Genomic DNA, 15,295 nt, shown 5'->3' with positions numbered 1-15,295 from the left:
CATGGGAATCCTCGACGGTGTGCTGCCGGTCTTCGGCCCGCGCCGCACACACGATGCCAAGGCCGTGGTCACCGGCGCGGGCAGCGGTATCGGGCGCGCCTTCGCGCTCGAAATCGCCTCTCGCGGTGGTGAAGTGCTCTGCGCCGATATCGACAAGGATCGCGCCGACGAGACGGTCGAATTGATTCGGCGCACGCACGGCCGCGCCGCGCACGCGGTGTTCTGCGATGTGTCCCGGCGCGAGGATGTGGAGAGTCTGGCCACCCACGCCCAACTGGTCTTCGGCGGACCGCCCACCCTGGTGATCAATAACGCCGGTGTCGGTATCGGCGGAAAGCCGGTGGGCGGCATCGGATTCGACGACTGGGAATGGGCGCTCGGCATCAACCTGTGGGGTGTGGTGCACGGCTGCGAGGTCTTCGCACCGCTGCTGCGCACCGCCGGGCACGGCGGCATCATCAATGTCGCCTCCGCCGCGGGCTTCGCCGCCGCGCCGGGGATGGCCGTCTACAACGTGTCCAAGGCCGGGGTCATGTCCCTGTCCGAAACCCTGGCCGCCGAACTCTCCGGTAGCGGTATCGCGGTCACCGTACTGTGCCCGACCTTCGTCAAGACCAATGTGGTGCGGGACGGCCGAATCGGTTCGGCCTCTTCACGACTCGCGGACGAGCTGATGCGCTGGACCGGTTTCTCGCCCGAACGCGTCGCCCGCACCACCCTCGACGCCCACGATCACGGCCGCCTCTATGTGCTGCCGCAGCTGGACGCGCACGCGGTCTGGCTGCTCAAGCGCACCTTCCCGGCCGTATACACCCATGCCCTCGGCGTACTGAACCGCGTTCTGCCGCAGAACGATTCGGTCGCCGCACCCGTGAAGACAGGAGTCTGACATGCCTTTCGACTTCGACAATATGCTCGGCAAGATCGCGTCCAAGCAGTGGGCGCTGGCCGATATCGAATGGGACGCACCGGGAGCCGAGCTCATCGAGCCCGAGCTGCACGCCAAACTCAAACCGTTCATGGCCGATCTCATGTGGATCGAGAATGTCGGCGCACGCGGATTCGCGGCCATGGCGCAGAAGGCCCCGACCGAGACGCTCAAGCAGATCTACAAGTACTTCCATGCCGAGGAGCAGCGGCACGCCAATGCCGAACTGGCGCTGATGCGCCGGTGGGGCATGCTCGACGGGGACGAGATCCCGGAGCCGAATATCAATGTCAAGCTGGTGATCGACTTCCTGGACAAGCATGCCGACGATATGTCGCTCTCGTTCCTGGGCACCGTGATTCCCATGCTCGAGGTCGCCCTGGACGGCGCGCTGATCAAGTTCATCACCGATGAAATCGACGATCCGGTCGCGCAGGAGGTCTTCAAGAAGATCAATGCCGACGAATCCCGGCATCTGGCAACCGATTACGCGGTGATGGAGTTGCTCGGGCATTCCACCGCGCGCAAGCTCGCCATCGATCTGGTGGGCGGCTGGGCCAAACCGTCGTTCATCGTCGGCGTGCTCAGCTATGTGCCGCTGCTGAACAAGATGCGCGACAATATCGTCGAAATGGGCGTGGACGAGGAGAAGCTGTACGCCGCCATGCGCCGCTTCCGCTCGGTCGGTGAGCGCGCGCCGATCGCCAATCGCGTGCCCATGTACCGAATCGTGAAAATGCACGCCAACTGGGTGATCAACCGCGACCATCCGTACCACCTGTTCGCCGATGCGATGGTCAAGGTGACCTCGCGCATTCCCGAACGCTTCCTCGGAGCCCAGCCGACCTGGTCCAAGGAACTCACCTACGAGCCCGTCGCATGAGCGCGGCGAGCAAGCCACTGGATGTGGCGATCATCGGTGCCGGATTCGCGGGTATCGGCGCGGCTATCAGGTTGCGGCAGAAGGGGATCACGGATTTCGCGATCTTCGAGCGGGATACCCGGGTGGGCGGCACCTGGCGGGACAACACCTATCCCGGTGCGGCGTGCGATATTCCGTCGCGGCTGTACTCGTACGCGTTCGCGCCCAACCCGGATTGGTCGCACACCTACTCCGGCAGCGGTGAGATCCTCGGCTATATCGAATCCATGGTGGCGGAGTTCGGCATCGGACCCAGCATTCGGTTCGAGCACACCGTCACCGGTCTGGAATTCGACGAGATGACCGGGCTGTGGGAACTGTCGTTCACCAAGGGGCGGCGAAAGGTGAAGGCGCGCAGCGTGGTCGTGGCCTCGGGCCCGCTCTCCAATGCCAGCCTGCCGAATATCCCGGGCATCGACGACTATGAGGGTCACAAGATCCACAGCGCGCGCTGGGATCACGACTACGACTTCACCGGAAAGAAGGTCGCCGTCGTCGGCACCGGAGCCAGTGCGGTGCAGATCATTCCGGAGCTGGTGGACAAGGCCGCCTCGGTGAAGGTCTTCCAGCGCACGCCCGGCTGGGTGCTGCCGCGGGTGAATCGGCGCACCAATGCGGTGACCCGGCAGCTGTACCGGCAGGCCCCGATCACACAGAAGCTGGCGCGCGACGCCTGGTTCTGGGGCCATGAATCGGTGGCGCTGGGCGTGGTGTGGAATACCCCGCTCACCCGGGTGGTGGAGCGGGTCGCACTGCTGCACTTGCGATCCCAGGTGAGTGATCCGTGGATGCGGCGTCAGCTCACCCCGGATTTCCGGGCGGGCTGCAAGCGACTGCTGATCAGCAATGACTACTACCCGGCCTTGCAGAAGGACAACTGCAAGCTGGTCACCTGGCCCATCGCGCAGCTGTCCCCGAAGGGGATTCGCACCGCCGAGGGCATCGAGCACCAATTCGACGCCATCGTCTTCGCCACCGGATTCGATATCTCCAAGGCGGGTGCGCCGATTCCGATCACCGGCCGCGACGGACGCGTGCTCGGGGACGAATGGAGCAGGGGCGCATACGCTTTCAAGAGCGTGGCGGTCGAGGGCTATCCGAATCTGTTCCTGACCTTCGGCCCCAACTCCGGGCCGGGGCACAATTCGGCGCTGGTCTACATGGAGGCGCAGATCGAATATCTGACCGATGCCATCGGCCTGCTGCTCGACCGCGATCTGCGCATGCTCGAGGTGCGGCGCGATCGGCAGGACGCGTACAACGCGGGGATTCAGCGGCGATTGGAGTCCACCACCTGGAATTCCGGTTGCAGCAGCTGGTATCTCACCGAGGACGGCTTCAACGCCACCATGTATCCGGGCTTCGGCACCCAGTACGTGCGACAGCTCGCCCGCGTCGAACTCGGCGATTACGTCCTCACCCCCAGGGACGCCGCGCGCGCCCCGGGTGCCGACCGTGGAATCGCCGTCTCGCTCGGCTAATGTCGACACGACATGGACCGGCTATCGGGAAACGGGGAGGGCGAGACCAGGATGGCGGACTACCGCATCGATGATCTCGCCCGCGCCGCCGGGACCACCAGCCGCAATGTGCGCGCCTATCAGGAACGCGGCCTGCTCACCACGCCCACGCGGCGAGCGGGCCGCGCCCTGATCTACGACGATTCGCATCTGGCGCGGCTCAAGATCATCGACGCGCTGCTGCAACGCGGGTTCACCACCGCGCACATCGGCGATTTCATCACCAGCTGGGAGACCGGCAAGGATCTGTCCGAAGTGCTCGGACTCCAGCAGGCCGTCACCGCCACCTGGGGCAAACCCGAAGAGCCCCTGGAGGTTCCGCGCGAACTCATGGACAGTTTCCTCGGCGAGGGCGATACCGCGCCCGTCACCGCCGAGGAACTGGACCGCCTCGCCGAAGTCGGGCTGGCCCGGCTGCACGAGGAAACCATCGAATTCACCCAGCCCGAACTGCTGGCGACCTTCGCCGCACTGCACGGCTACGGGTACGGGCTCACCGGATTGATCGACGTCTACGCCGCGGTGGTCAAGCGCGTGGAGGACATCGCCCGGCTCATGGTCGTCTCGGCGAAGGATCAGATCGTCGCCGACCACGGTCCCGGCTGGCTGCCCGATACCGACGCCGAGGTCGCCGCGCTCACCAAGATGCTCAACCACCTGCGTGAATTGGGTGTCACCGCGGTGCAGACCAGCCTCGCGCAGGCCCTGGATCGCGTACTGCAATCCGAGCTCGGCGCTTACCTGGAAACCGCCGCCGAACAGCGCGGCACACCCAAACCGCTGGACTGAGATCACGGGTGCGCCCGCGCCCGACCGCCAGGGGTGATTAGCGAATCGAACGGGTTGGTAGTTTGGCTCGGTGAGCCAAGTGAGCGAGACGACCCGGACCGATGCGGCGGAGACCGGCGATCGAGTGGCAACACCCGCGTACTTCGTACCGGTCGGAGCCGTCGAGGGCGGGTACGAACGGTACCTGGCCACCGAATCCACGGTGAGCGTCTGGGCGCACACCATGCAGCACGGTGCGCCGCCCTCGGCCCTGCTGGCTCGGGCGGTGGAGCGGTGCGCGTCCCGCGAGGGTATGCGGGTCACCCGGCTGACCATGGAAATCCTCGGGCCGATTCCGGTCGCGGAGATCGATGTGCGGGCCTGGGTGGAGCGGCCCGGCAAGCGCATCGAACTGGTGGCCGCCGAGCTCGCGGCGCTGCTGCCCGACGGCACCCGGCGGGTGGTCGCCAAGGCGAGCGCCTGGCGCATCGCGACCACCGATACCGCGAGCGTCGCGCTGACCGCAGACGCCCCGCTACCGCCGATTCCGCCCGCCGCGCAGATCGGCTGGGACATTCCGGCGGGCTGGGATGTGGGCTATGTACGGACCGTCGATATTCGCGCGCTGCCGGATTCCGGTGGGGCGCGCCATGTTTGGGTGCGCTCGCACAGCGCGGTCGTCGACGGTGAGCCGGTGACGCCGCTGGGCACCGTGTTCGCGGTCGCCGATCTCGCCAATGGTATTGGCGCGCAACTCGATCCGGCGAAGTACACCTTCCTCAACACCGATCTCACCGTGGATCTGTTCCGTCTCCCGGTGAGCGAGTGGATCGGACTGTCGGTCGCCACCTCCATCGGACCGGACGGCGTCGGCATGTGCTCCACCGTGCTGCACGACGAACAGGGGCCGATCGGCCGCGCTCTGCAAATCCTCGAGGTGCGCGCCCGCGACTGACCGGTTCGCATCCGCCGCAGCGGGATTGCCGGGTTGTCGGCGGTCACGGCTGTAAGGTCTGGCCTGCTACTGATCACCCGGGTGTGCGGTCATTGACAGTGTGGTGTTTGCGCTGGCCTGGGCCGGGTAGTCGGGATTCTGCGGGGTTCGGACTTGGAGGTCGGGATGGCTCAGGTGGCGGACGGGGTGGTGCGGACACTGGTACCGGCGCGGATAGACCGGTTGCCGTGGTCCAGGTTTCATACCCGGCTGGTGGTGGCGCTCGGCGTGGCGTGGGTGCTGGACGGGCTGGAGATCACCGTCGCCAGCGCGGTCGCCGATACGCTGACCAAACCCGAAACGCTCAATATGTCCTCGGCGGCGGTCGGTTTGATCGCGACGATATACCTCGCCGGAGAAGTGGTGGGGGCGTTGCTGTTCGGGCATCTGTCCGATCGGCTGGGGCGGCGCAATCTCTTCATGGTGACCCTCGCGATCTATCTGATCGGCAGCGGGCTCACCGCCTTCACCCTGGGCAACGGGGCGGGCTGGGTGGCGTTCCTGTACTTGACGCGCTTCATCGCCGGAATGGGCATCGGCGGTGAATACGCGGCCATCAATTCCGCCATCGACGAATTGATTCCGGCGCGATATCGCGGCCGGGTCGATATCGCCGTCAATGGAACCTATTGGGCCGGAGCGATTATCGGCACCATCGGCACCTACATTCTGCTCAACCATATGAGCCTGTCACTGGGCTGGCGGCTGGGATTCCTGATCGGCCCGGTACTCGGATTGGTGATTCTGCTGGTGCGGCGGCATCTGCCGGAAAGCCCGCGCTGGCAGATCATGCACGGCCGCGCGGAAGCCGCCGAGAAATCCATCGCCGAAATCGAACACGAGGTCGAGGCCGCCGGGAAAACGCTTCCGGCAGTGGACGAATCCAAGGCCATGGAGGTCAAACCGGCCACCCAGATCGGCTTCGTCGCGCTGACCCGGGTGCTGTTCAGCGAATATCCGCGCCGCGCCATTCTCGGGGCCACGCTGATGATCAGCCAGTCCTTCCTGTACAACTCGATCTTCTTCACCTACACGCTGGTACTCGGCAAGTTCTACGGTGTCCCGTCCGAATCCACCCCGATCTACCTGATCGCCTTCGCGGTGGGAAATCTCTTGGGGCCGTTGACCATCGGACACCTCTTCGACACCATCGGCAGACGCGCCATGATCTCGGGCACCTATCTGCTCTCGGGCGTGCTGCTGGCCATTTCGGCGGGACTGTTCTACGCCGACGTCCTCAACGCCATCACCCAGACCATCTGCTGGTGCGTCATCTTCTTCTTCGCCTCCGCCGGCGCCAGCGCCGCCTACCTCACCGTGAGCGAGATCTTCCCGCTCGAGGTGCGCGCCAAGGCGATCGCCGTATTCTTCGCCATCGCACAGTGTTTCGGCGCGCTCGGCCCGGTCATCTACGGTGCGCTGATCGGTGACGGCTCCTATCCGGGCCGCCTGGCCATCGGTTATCTGCTGGGCGCCGCGGTCATGATCACGGGCGGGCTGGTGGCCCGGGCGCTGGCGGTGGACGCGGAAGGCCGCTCGCTCGAGGATATCGCGCTGCCGCTCGCCGCGACCGGCCGCAAGAGCGGCACCCGCGCCGAGGGTGCGGGTTCGCCGTTCTCGACCTAGCACAGAATCGACGAACCGGGGCCTGAGAGATTACTGGGGATCGTCATGGAGGTTACCGGGAGAATCGCTCAGGGTATCGGATGTTCGCTTGCGGGGCAGTACTTTTCGAGAGTCCTCATCAGACACTCCGAAATTCACGCACTGCTCGAAAGGTTTCGTAATGCTCCTGGCACTTCTGTTCGCGGGGCTCTGCTCCGGTAGCGCCATTGCCGCCGGTGCAACGGGTAGCGCCGCCGCAACGGTAGGCAATATCTGACTTGCCGCGGCGTCAGCCGCTGACAAGAGGACGCCGGTAGGGGAAGTAGGGATCCGCTACCGGCGTCTTTCAGTGGTGGAGGAGTGTCCTACCGAATCGGAGTGGGCGGACCGATAGCGTCGTGGCATGGACTCGCTCGTGCAGCGAATACTCGGATTCTCACCGGTGTGGACCTACCTGGTGATCGGGCTGCTGGTATTCGCCGAGGAGGCGATGGTATTCGGGCTGCTGGTGCCCGGCGATACCGCCGCCATTCTGGCCGGGGTGGCCGCGAGCCAGGGACATTTGAATCTGGGCGTCACGCTGGCATTGGTGGTGCTGTCGGCGGTGGTCGGCGCGAGTATCGGATTCACCATCGGAAAGATCTACGGCGCGCGGGTATTGGAGTGGGAGATCCTGCGCCGCTATCGCAAGAATTTCGACAGGGCGGGAGATTTCCTGCAACGCCGCGGCGGCTGGGCAATCGTCCTGGGCCGGTTCAGCGCCTTCTTCCGGACCATGCTCCCGCAATTGGTCGGCATGTCCGCGATGCCGTACACACGCTTCCTCGCCGCCAGTTTCGCGGGCGCGCTGCTGTGGGGAGCGGCCCTGGTGCTGGCGGGCTACCTGGTAGGACAGTCATTCACGGTGATCGCCAGGGAAATCGACTCCGGCCTCGCCATCATCATCCCGGTCCTGGCACTACTCGCGTTCGGCTACTGGAAGTGGCGGCAACACCGGAACGCCGCGAATGCGGTGTCCGAGCCCTGCGAGCCCGAGACCATCGAACGGAGTTAGGGCGCGGCCATCGCATCGCGCACCGCGGCCTCCGGCTGGCCCGAGGACCTCGGCTCGGGACGGAAAAGGATCGAGTACACGGCCTTGGTGGCGATGCCCACGGAACTGGGGGCGCGGGGTTTGGGCGAATCGGGGTGGGGTGGGGTCGGGGGGTTTGTACACTTCCGCGCAAGTGAATAGCGAACACTTCAGTTCATGATTCGAGGGTCTGCCATGAAGTCTCATGCCCCAGTCCGATCAACCCTCCGCGCGATCGCGGCCGTGATCGGTGCGTTCACAGTGATCGGCGGGGCGGTCGCCTGCGGCGGCAGCGCCGATTCGGGCGAATCGGCCGGGGAAACCTCGACCGCGGTGGCCCCGGTGACCAGCGCGGCGCCGGTGACCAGCGCGGCGGCCGCGAGCACCGCGGCACCCGCGAGTACCGCCGTGCCCGCGCCCGCGCCGACCGAAGCGCCGGTCGCGCAACCCGTCGTACCCGCGCAGCCGCCCGCGCCCGAACCCGTCGCGCCCGCGCCGAAACCGGTGCAGCAGTTGCCCGCCCAAACCGTCGAGAAGCCCGCGCCCCCCACCCTGGCCGTGCCCGGGTTCGAACCGCGCGCCGGATACTGAGGGAGCTGGAATTGTTCGGCAGGAGTGGGCGCTGGCTGTGCGCCGTCGCCATGGCGGCAACCGCCGTCGTCACCGGGACCGGGTTCGCGACGGCCGATCCCGCGCCCGAGGGCAAAGAGCTTGTGGTACTCGGTGATTCATACACCGCCAATAAATGGGACTTCCTCTCCGAGGAGGCCAAATGCGTGCACAGCGATACCTCCTGGCCACAGCAGTTGGTCGGGCTCATGCGGCCCGCCGACTATCTGGACGCATCCTGTCCGGGGGCCTCGATCGACACCCCACCCGGCTACACCCTCGCCATGGAGGCCCAAAAAGCCGATAAGGCAGGGGCTTTCGGGCCGCGCACCAAACTGGTGACCATGCAGATCGGGCTCAACGATCGCTGGGGCGACACCGACATGATCATGTGGTGGTCGCTGCAGAAATGCATTCTCAATCTGATCGACGGGTGTGGTCCGGAAGCGGCCGAACAGGGCCGGATGACCGACTACCGCGGCGTCTCGGGCGCCGTCTTCGCCCAGCGCATCAGCAATGTGGTCACCTACATCAAGTACTACGCGCCGAACGCGCGCATCGTGCTGGTCGGCTATCCGGAACTGTTCCCCTCCGGGCAGAACACGTTGTGCATCAACCTCTTCGGCGTCGCACCCTTCATACAGCCGCGCGGCGAGGCCGCCATCGAATACCTCGATCGCATCGATCGGGCACAGCGCGAAGCGGCCGCCCTGCTGGGCATCGACTTCCTCGACACCCGCACCCCGACACTGGGCCACGGATTGTGTTCGGCCGACCCGTGGTTGAACGGGGTGCTGGACTATCGCACCGATATCGGCGGCCTGCCGTTCCATCCCTCCGCCCACGGTGACGCGGTCGTCGCGAACGCGGTCTACGAGAGGTACGGCCGATGACCACCTCACCGGAACTCGCCGCGGGCGCGGAGGACGTGGTCGCCCGGGCGGCGTCCGCACCACCATCGGCCAGCGCGGCGCAGCCACCGGCCGCGACGTCCGGTGACGCATCGGAAACCGTTGCGGCCCGGGCGAATCGGGAGCGCCCGGCGCTGCCATCGCTGACCGGTGCGCGCTGGTGGGCGGCCTGCGCCGTATTCACCGTGCACGCGCTGGTATTCCTGCCGGTATATCCGTTCCAGAAGTCCGAACTGTTCCGGACCATCCACCAATGGTTTCCGATGCAGCTGGGCGCGGCGGGCGTCACCTTCTTCTTCGTACTGTCCGGGTTCATCATCTACTGGTCGTTCCGGCCCGGGAATTCGGTGCGCGGGTTCTACCGGCGACGGGTGCTGAAGATCTACCCCACGCATCTGCTGGGGGCGGCGGCATTCATTGTGGCGGCGGGGGTTCCGCTGCATCGACTGGTGGTGTGGGCGCCGAATCTGCTGCTGATCCACACCTGGGTGCCCAAGTGGACCATGGTCGGCGGGCTCAATGTGCCGTCCTGGTCGCTGGCGGCCGAGGTGCTGTTCTATCTGAGCTTCCCGCTGGCGCTGCCGCTGATCCGGCGGATTCCCTCGCGGCGACTGCTGCTCGCGATGGGCCTGCTGGTGCTGTTCGTGCTGGCGCTGCACACCGCGTGCTACCTGTGGGCCGACGGGCCCAAGGGGATCGCGAATATCTTTGTGCCCCGGCTGGTTCCGGGTGACACCTCGCCGTACTACGAACTGCACTCCTCACCCGCCTGGTTCGCCCAGCCCGATATCCCGGTCTCACCGTCGTACTGGCTGAGCTACACCTTCCCGGCCTCGCGACTGCCGGAGTTCTACCTGGGCGTGCTGGCCGCGCGCATGGTGCTCGAAGGACGCTGGCGCACTACGAGATTGACGGTGCCGCTGCTGGTGCTGGCGCTCTCCTACGCCGCCACCTGGGTGGTGCCGGTCAACTACAAGATGTCCGCGCTCATGCTCGCACCCATGACCGCGGTGGTCGCCACCCTCGGCGCGCGGGATATGCACGGCATCAAGGGGATCACCTCGCATCCCCGGCTGGTATGGCTGGGAAACATCACCTTCGCGTTCTACCTGGTGCAGTTGCCGGTGATGGTGGTGATCACCCGATATCTCATCGGCGGCAAGCGGTTCGGCATCCTCGGCTGGGCCGGATTCTCACTGCTGAGCCTGGTGGTCTCGCTCGCGCTGGGCGCGCTGCTCTACCACCTGGTGGATGTGCCGATCATGCGCCGGTTCGCGGGCAGATCCACCGCGAAACCGGTGCGGGCCGGGTGATTTCAGGCGGGTTGTACGCCGATCATCGGCAGGATGGTGCGCCGTGCGAACTCGCGCGCGGCGCGCTCATCGCCGAGCGGGATGAGCCCGTCCGGGGTGAGCGCCAGCGACTGGCCCAGGCGGGCAAGGACTTCGGCGACCAGATCGGCGTCGAAATCCGGGACACTGCCCGATTCCTGTAGCCCGCGCAGCTTCTCGGCCAGATAGGTGCGCCCGACCGCCAGCACCGGCCCGGCCTCGGTGGTGAGCCGAGGCAGGATCACATCGGGTTCGGTGCGCAGCAGGCGTTGCAGCAGTTTGTTATTGGCCAGATTGGTGATGAAGGCGACGAAAATCTCGACCAGCTGTTCCTCACCGGCCTGGCCATTGTGCGAGACCTCGCGTACCCGCTGATCTATCTCGGCGATGAACTGCTGCGCCTCGCGCACGCTCACCGCCTCCACCAGATCGTTCTTGGATTCGAAGCGGCGGTACAGCGTCGCCGGGCTGATGCCCGCGCGACGCGCTATCTCGCCCATACTGGTTCGCTTGATGCCGAAATCCAGGAAGGCCGAGAGCGCGCTCTCCAGCAGCTGTTCGCCTTCTGCCCGCGGCTTTTCCAGAATGCGTTGCAGGATGGCGGGCACGGACGGCATCGAGTCTCCAGTCGATTCGGTTGGCATCCGCGACATTGCGGGGACCACGGCTGTGGCGGGAAAGATCAACCCGCATTATCGCATCGCGGTACGCCAACCGGGCGCTCGCCGTGAACCTACTGTCCAGTCACTGGACGTTCAGTGCGCTCATCTCGCGCTCGATCGCATTGGCGGCGAAATCGATTCCATTGGAACGCAATTCGTGTACTCGCCGCTGTAATGCCTCGATGCCACCCGGCTGGGCCGCGATATCGGCCACGCTGATCGGCCGTCGGTGTATACCGTTCTGCTCGTACAACACCGTATGAAACCTCCTGCTAGCGCACAGCACGCACCCGGCAAGCGGCGGCACAGCCCGGGCCGCCGGGAACGCTTCGACGAATGCTAACAGCGGGCCATATGGTCGCTTGTTCAGTGTGGGGGGTATCACACACCCCCTGTAGTCACACCTCTTGACCGTTGCGGTGCAGGCTCGTGTTGTGCAGGTACACGGCCGCATTCAGCCGAATGCGATCCAGCTCGGCCTCACCCAATTCACGCCGCACCTTGCCCGGCACACCCGCCACCAACGACCCGGGCGGGATCTGCGCACCCTCGGGAATCAGCGCGTTCGCCGCGATCAGGCTGCCCGCGCCGATCACCGCGCCGTTGAGCACCGTCGCACCCATGCCGACCAGCACATCATCGCCAACGGTGCAGCCGTGCAGAATCGCATTGTGCCCCACCGAAACCCCCGCCCCGACCGTGCACGGGAAGCCGGGATCGGCATGCAGCACCGAGCCGTCCTGGATATTCGAACCCTTGCCGACGGAGATGTCCTCGAGATCGCCGCGCAGCACGGCCGAGTACCACACGCTCACATCGGCTTCCAGCTTCACCCGGCCGATCACGGTGGCATTGGGCGCGATCCACGCGCTCTCGTCGATCTGGGGCGCGTTATCGCCGAGCTGAATCTTCATGATCAGGAAGCTACCGCCGCCCGCCGGAACTGTGTCCGGTGGGTCGCCGGGCTGGTGCCCAACTGGCGATGGAAATGGTGGCGCAGATTGACCGCGGTGCCCAGACCGGACTCCGCGGCAATGCGATCCATGGTGTCGTCGGTGGACTCCAGCAACAGGCGGGCACGGTCCAGGCGCTGTTGCAGCAACCACTGCTGCGGGCTGGAACCGGTGCGATCGCGGAAGCGGCGGGTGAAGGTGCGGCGGGACATGAGGGCGGTGCGGGCCCAGGTGTCCAGGTCGACCGGCTCGTCGAGATGTGTTCGCGCCCAGACCATGGCGTGCTCGAGCGGATCGTCATCCATCGCCTCGGGCACGGCCACCGGAATGTACTGGGCCTGGGAACCGCTGCGGTGCGGGGCCAGCACCAGGGCGCGGGCCAGTTCGGTGGCCCGGCGGCTGCCGAGATCGGTGCGCACCAGATGCAGGCAGCAGTCCAGGGCCGCGGCCACGCCGGCGGAGGTGATCAGATCACCGTGATCGGACCACAGGCTGTCCGCGCGCACCCGCACGGCCGGATAGGCGCGGGCCAATTCGTCGGCGGCGGACCAGTGCGTGGTGATCTCCCGGCCGTCGGCCAGACCGCTCGCGGCGATGGCCCACGCGCCCAGGCACAGGCCGACGATGCGGGAGCCATTGGCGTGCGCGCGGCGCAGCGCGTCCCGGGTCGGATCCGTCAACTGCCGATCCCGCTCCCAGCTCGGCACGATGATCGTCTCCGCACGCTCCAGGGTGTCCAGGCCGTGCTGCACGATGATGTCGAAACCCGCTGGGGTGGAGAGGATTCCGGGTTGTTCCGCGCAGACGTCCACCCGGTACGACGAGTCGCCGCCCGCGCCGACCCGGCCGAACACCAGGGTCGGCACCGACAGGTGGAACGGGCTGATGCCCTCGAACGCCAGCACCGCAACGGAACGCATGGCCCGATCTTATCGATAAGCGGCCTCCGGGCCACTGTTGTGCTCTGTCCATGCGGAGCAAGCTCGTTCTCATGACGAACACGATCGAAAACACCACCGCCACCATCGACATCCTGCACATCGGTGGACCCACCGTGCGGTTGCGCTACGGCAACCTCACCTGGTTGACCGATCCGACGTTCGACGCGCCCGGCGACTACCCCGGGCCGATCACGCTGCACAAGCTCACCGGTCCCGCCATCCCCGTCGAGCAGGTCGGGCCGGTGGACGTGGTGCTGCTCTCGCACGATCAGCACGCCGACAACCTGGACAACTCCGGGCGCGAATTCCTCGGCACCGTGGCGCGGGTGCTGTCCACCAACGATGCCGCCGGACGCCTGGAAGGCGTTCAGGGACTGGCGAATTGGGAATCGGTGCGGATCGGCGACGTCACCGTGACCGGTGTGCCCGCACTGCACGGGCCCGAAGGCGCGGAAGCGTTCTCCGGGGTCGTGACCGGATTCGTCCTCCAGGGTGAGGGTCTGCCCACCGTCTACGTCTCCGGCGACAACGCGTCGGTGGACCTGGTGCAGCAGATCGCCGATCGCATCGGGCGGATCGATACGGCGATCCTGTTCGTGGGCGCGGCCAATGTGGATCGCTTCGGGGACAGCGATGTCACCCTCAACGGGCGCAGTGCGGTTCGTGCCGCCAAGGCGCTCGGCGATGCGGTCATCGTGCCGGTGCACGGTGAGGGCTGGGGTCACTTCTCCGAATCGCTGGACTACCTCGCCCGCAATTTCGCCTACGCGGGCCGCGCGGATCAGCTCCGGATTCCCACCCCGGGCGAAACCCTCACCCTGGCCGCCCGCTAGCCGATTCGCTTCGTGGCGTTCACGCAGGTGAGGCCGTACGTGCGACACGATGGCGGTATGCGAATCGGGGTACCGAAGGAAGTCAAGGAGCAGGAATTCCGGGTGGCGCTGACCCCGGCCGGAGCCGGGGAGCTGGTGCGCGGCGGACACGAGGTGCTGATCGAAACCGGGGCCGGAATCGGCTCCGGTTTCCCGGACGCCGATTACCTCGGGTTCGGTGCGCGCACCCTGCCAACCGCGGATGAGATCTGGGCGGCCGCCGATCTCATCCTGAAGGTGAAAGAGCCGATCGCCCAGGAGTATTCGCGCATGCGGCGCGGGCAGACGCTGTTCACCTTCCTGCATCTGGCGGCGTCGCGGGAATGCACCGAGGCGATTCTGAACTCCGGAATCACCGCCATCGCCTATGAGACGGTGCGCGCGGCGGACGGGTCGCTGCCCCTGCTCGCGCCCATGAGCGAGGTCGCGGGCAAACTCGGCACCCAGGTCGGGGCGTATCAGCTGATGGCACCGCAGGGCGGGGAAGGGGTGCTGCTCGGCGGGGTTCCCGGGGTGCGGCCCGCCGATGTGGTGGTACTGGGCGGCGGGGTCGCCGGGGTCAATGCCGCGAGCGTCGCGGTCGGCATGGGGGCGCGAGTCACGGTGCTGGACACCAATATCGCGCGATTGCGTGAGCTCGACGCGCGCTTCGCCGGGCGGATCACCACCATCGGCTCCAATGCCGCCGAGGTCGAAAAGGCCGTTCCCGCCGCCGATCTGGTGATCGGTTCGGTGCTGGTGCCGGGCGCTCGCGCGCCGAAGCTGGTGCCGGACAGCCTCGTCGCGCTCATGCGGCCCGGTTCGGTATTGGTGGATATCGCCATCGATCAGGGCGGATGCTTCCAGAGCTCACATCCCACCACCCATGCGAAACCCACCTTCCCGGTGGCGAATTCACTGTTCTACTGCGTCGCGAATATGCCCGGCGCGGTACCGCACACCGCCACGGTGGCGCTCACCAATGCCACGCTGCCGTATGTGCACGCCATCGCGGATCGCGGGTGGCGCGCGGCCTGCGATGCCGATCACGGTCTGGCGCAGGGGCTCACCGCCGATGCGGGGGAGCTGTACTCGCCGGAAGTCGCGGCGGCCCACGGCCTGCATCCGGTCGGCAGTTAGCGCGGACGGATATCACTGCGGATTGGATACAGTGGTGGGGGGGGCCCCCACAGAGGTTGGGGGGGGCCCCCGGAGGCTGAGTATGGGG

16 protein-coding genes are annotated in these 15,295 nt (G+C 66.4%); 12 read left to right on the top strand and 4 right to left on the bottom strand.

The annotated features are described in order from the left end of the window. Position 1 precedes the first annotated feature (1 nt). The 10 genes from ACFC4D_RS33970 to ACFC4D_RS33925 all read left to right on the top strand — a co-directional run bounded on the left by ACFC4D_RS33970 (position 2) and on the right by ACFC4D_RS33925 (position 10,642). Positions 2 to 889 carry an SDR family NAD(P)-dependent oxidoreductase gene (locus tag ACFC4D_RS33970; protein WP_375968332.1) on the top strand — a complete coding sequence of 296 codons (888 nt, stop codon included), beginning with the start codon at positions 2 to 4 and terminating at the stop codon, positions 887 to 889. A gap of 1 nt (position 890) precedes the next feature. Next, positions 891 to 1,811, top strand: a complete 921-nt coding sequence (locus tag ACFC4D_RS33965; RefSeq protein ID WP_364638125.1) for a ferritin-like domain-containing protein — start codon at positions 891 to 893, stop codon at positions 1,809 to 1,811. Next, the gene (locus ACFC4D_RS33960) at positions 1,808 to 3,331 is read left to right on the top strand and encodes a flavin-containing monooxygenase (RefSeq protein ID WP_376069310.1); all 1,524 of its coding nucleotides are present in this window, start codon (positions 1,808 to 1,810) and stop codon (positions 3,329 to 3,331) included. Before ACFC4D_RS33965 ends, ACFC4D_RS33960 begins: the two co-directional genes overlap by 4 nt. Positions 3,332 to 3,343: 12 nt before the next feature. Beyond that, positions 3,344 to 4,159 (top strand): MerR family transcriptional regulator, encoded by an 816-nt coding sequence (locus ACFC4D_RS33955; RefSeq protein WP_376069307.1) that lies wholly within the window; start codon positions 3,344 to 3,346, stop codon positions 4,157 to 4,159. 124 nt (positions 4,160 to 4,283) lie between these two features. After that, positions 4,284 to 5,093 (top strand): thioesterase family protein, encoded by an 810-nt coding sequence (locus ACFC4D_RS33950; protein WP_376069779.1) that lies wholly within the window; start codon positions 4,284 to 4,286, stop codon positions 5,091 to 5,093. A 165-nt stretch (positions 5,094 to 5,258) separates the two neighbouring features. Continuing rightward, positions 5,259 to 6,758 (top strand): MFS transporter, encoded by a 1,500-nt coding sequence (locus ACFC4D_RS33945; protein ID WP_376069304.1) that lies wholly within the window; start codon positions 5,259 to 5,261, stop codon positions 6,756 to 6,758. A gap of 382 nt (positions 6,759 to 7,140) precedes the next feature. Further along, entirely contained in the window at positions 7,141 to 7,791 is a 651-nt protein-coding gene (locus tag ACFC4D_RS33940) for a DedA family protein (RefSeq protein WP_376069301.1), read from the top strand. 213 nt (positions 7,792 to 8,004) lie between these two features. Beyond that, a complete protein-coding gene (locus tag ACFC4D_RS33935; protein ID WP_375968326.1) occupies positions 8,005 to 8,400 on the top strand; it encodes a hypothetical protein in 396 nt (131 codons plus the stop codon). 11 nt (positions 8,401 to 8,411) lie between these two features. Next, positions 8,412 to 9,311, top strand: a complete 900-nt coding sequence (locus ACFC4D_RS33930; protein ID WP_376069298.1) for an SGNH/GDSL hydrolase family protein — start codon at positions 8,412 to 8,414, stop codon at positions 9,309 to 9,311. Continuing rightward, positions 9,308 to 10,642 carry an acyltransferase family protein gene (locus ACFC4D_RS33925; RefSeq protein ID WP_376069296.1) on the top strand — a complete coding sequence of 445 codons (1,335 nt, stop codon included), beginning with the start codon at positions 9,308 to 9,310 and terminating at the stop codon, positions 10,640 to 10,642. The genes ACFC4D_RS33930 and ACFC4D_RS33925 overlap by 4 nt, the downstream gene beginning before the upstream one ends. A 2-nt stretch (positions 10,643 to 10,644) precedes the next feature. Here the strand turns inward: ACFC4D_RS33925 and ACFC4D_RS33920 are convergent, their stop codons facing one another. From ACFC4D_RS33920 to ACFC4D_RS33905, 4 genes are all read right to left on the bottom strand, one after another. Continuing rightward, positions 10,645 to 11,277 carry a TetR/AcrR family transcriptional regulator gene (locus ACFC4D_RS33920; RefSeq protein WP_364638101.1) on the bottom strand — a complete coding sequence of 211 codons (633 nt, stop codon included), beginning with the start codon at positions 11,275 to 11,277 and terminating at the stop codon, positions 10,645 to 10,647. A 127-nt stretch (positions 11,278 to 11,404) separates the two neighbouring features. Further along, positions 11,405 to 11,578: a hypothetical protein gene (locus tag ACFC4D_RS33915; protein WP_364638098.1), complete on the bottom strand. Its 174-nt coding sequence runs from the start codon at positions 11,576 to 11,578 to the stop codon at positions 11,405 to 11,407. Positions 11,579 to 11,720: 142 nt separating this feature from the next. Then, positions 11,721 to 12,236: a gamma carbonic anhydrase family protein gene (locus tag ACFC4D_RS33910; RefSeq protein WP_364638095.1), complete on the bottom strand. Its 516-nt coding sequence runs from the start codon at positions 12,234 to 12,236 to the stop codon at positions 11,721 to 11,723. 2 nt (positions 12,237 to 12,238) lie between these two features. Beyond that, on the bottom strand, positions 12,239 to 13,195 hold the full coding sequence (locus ACFC4D_RS33905) for a GlxA family transcriptional regulator (RefSeq protein ID WP_376069293.1): 957 nt from the start codon (positions 13,193 to 13,195) through the stop codon (positions 12,239 to 12,241). Positions 13,196 to 13,266: 71 nt separating this feature from the next. Here ACFC4D_RS33905 and ACFC4D_RS33900 point away from each other — a divergent pair, with 71 nt between their 5' ends. Together ACFC4D_RS33900 and ald are read left to right on the top strand one after the other, a co-directional pair. Then, entirely contained in the window at positions 13,267 to 14,049 is a 783-nt protein-coding gene (locus ACFC4D_RS33900; protein WP_376069291.1) for an MBL fold metallo-hydrolase, read from the top strand. A gap of 57 nt (positions 14,050 to 14,106) precedes the next feature. Then, the gene (gene ald / locus ACFC4D_RS33895; RefSeq protein WP_376069288.1) at positions 14,107 to 15,207 is read left to right on the top strand and encodes an alanine dehydrogenase; all 1,101 of its coding nucleotides are present in this window, start codon (positions 14,107 to 14,109) and stop codon (positions 15,205 to 15,207) included. Positions 15,208 to 15,295 lie beyond the last annotated feature (88 nt).

Source organism: Nocardia sp. NPDC056000, from assembly GCF_042269265.1.
In the GTDB taxonomy this organism is placed as follows: Bacteria; Actinomycetota; Actinomycetes; order Mycobacteriales; family Mycobacteriaceae; genus Nocardia.
The sequence above is the reverse complement of the archived record's forward strand: the minus strand, read 5'-3'. Positions and strand labels throughout refer to the sequence as shown.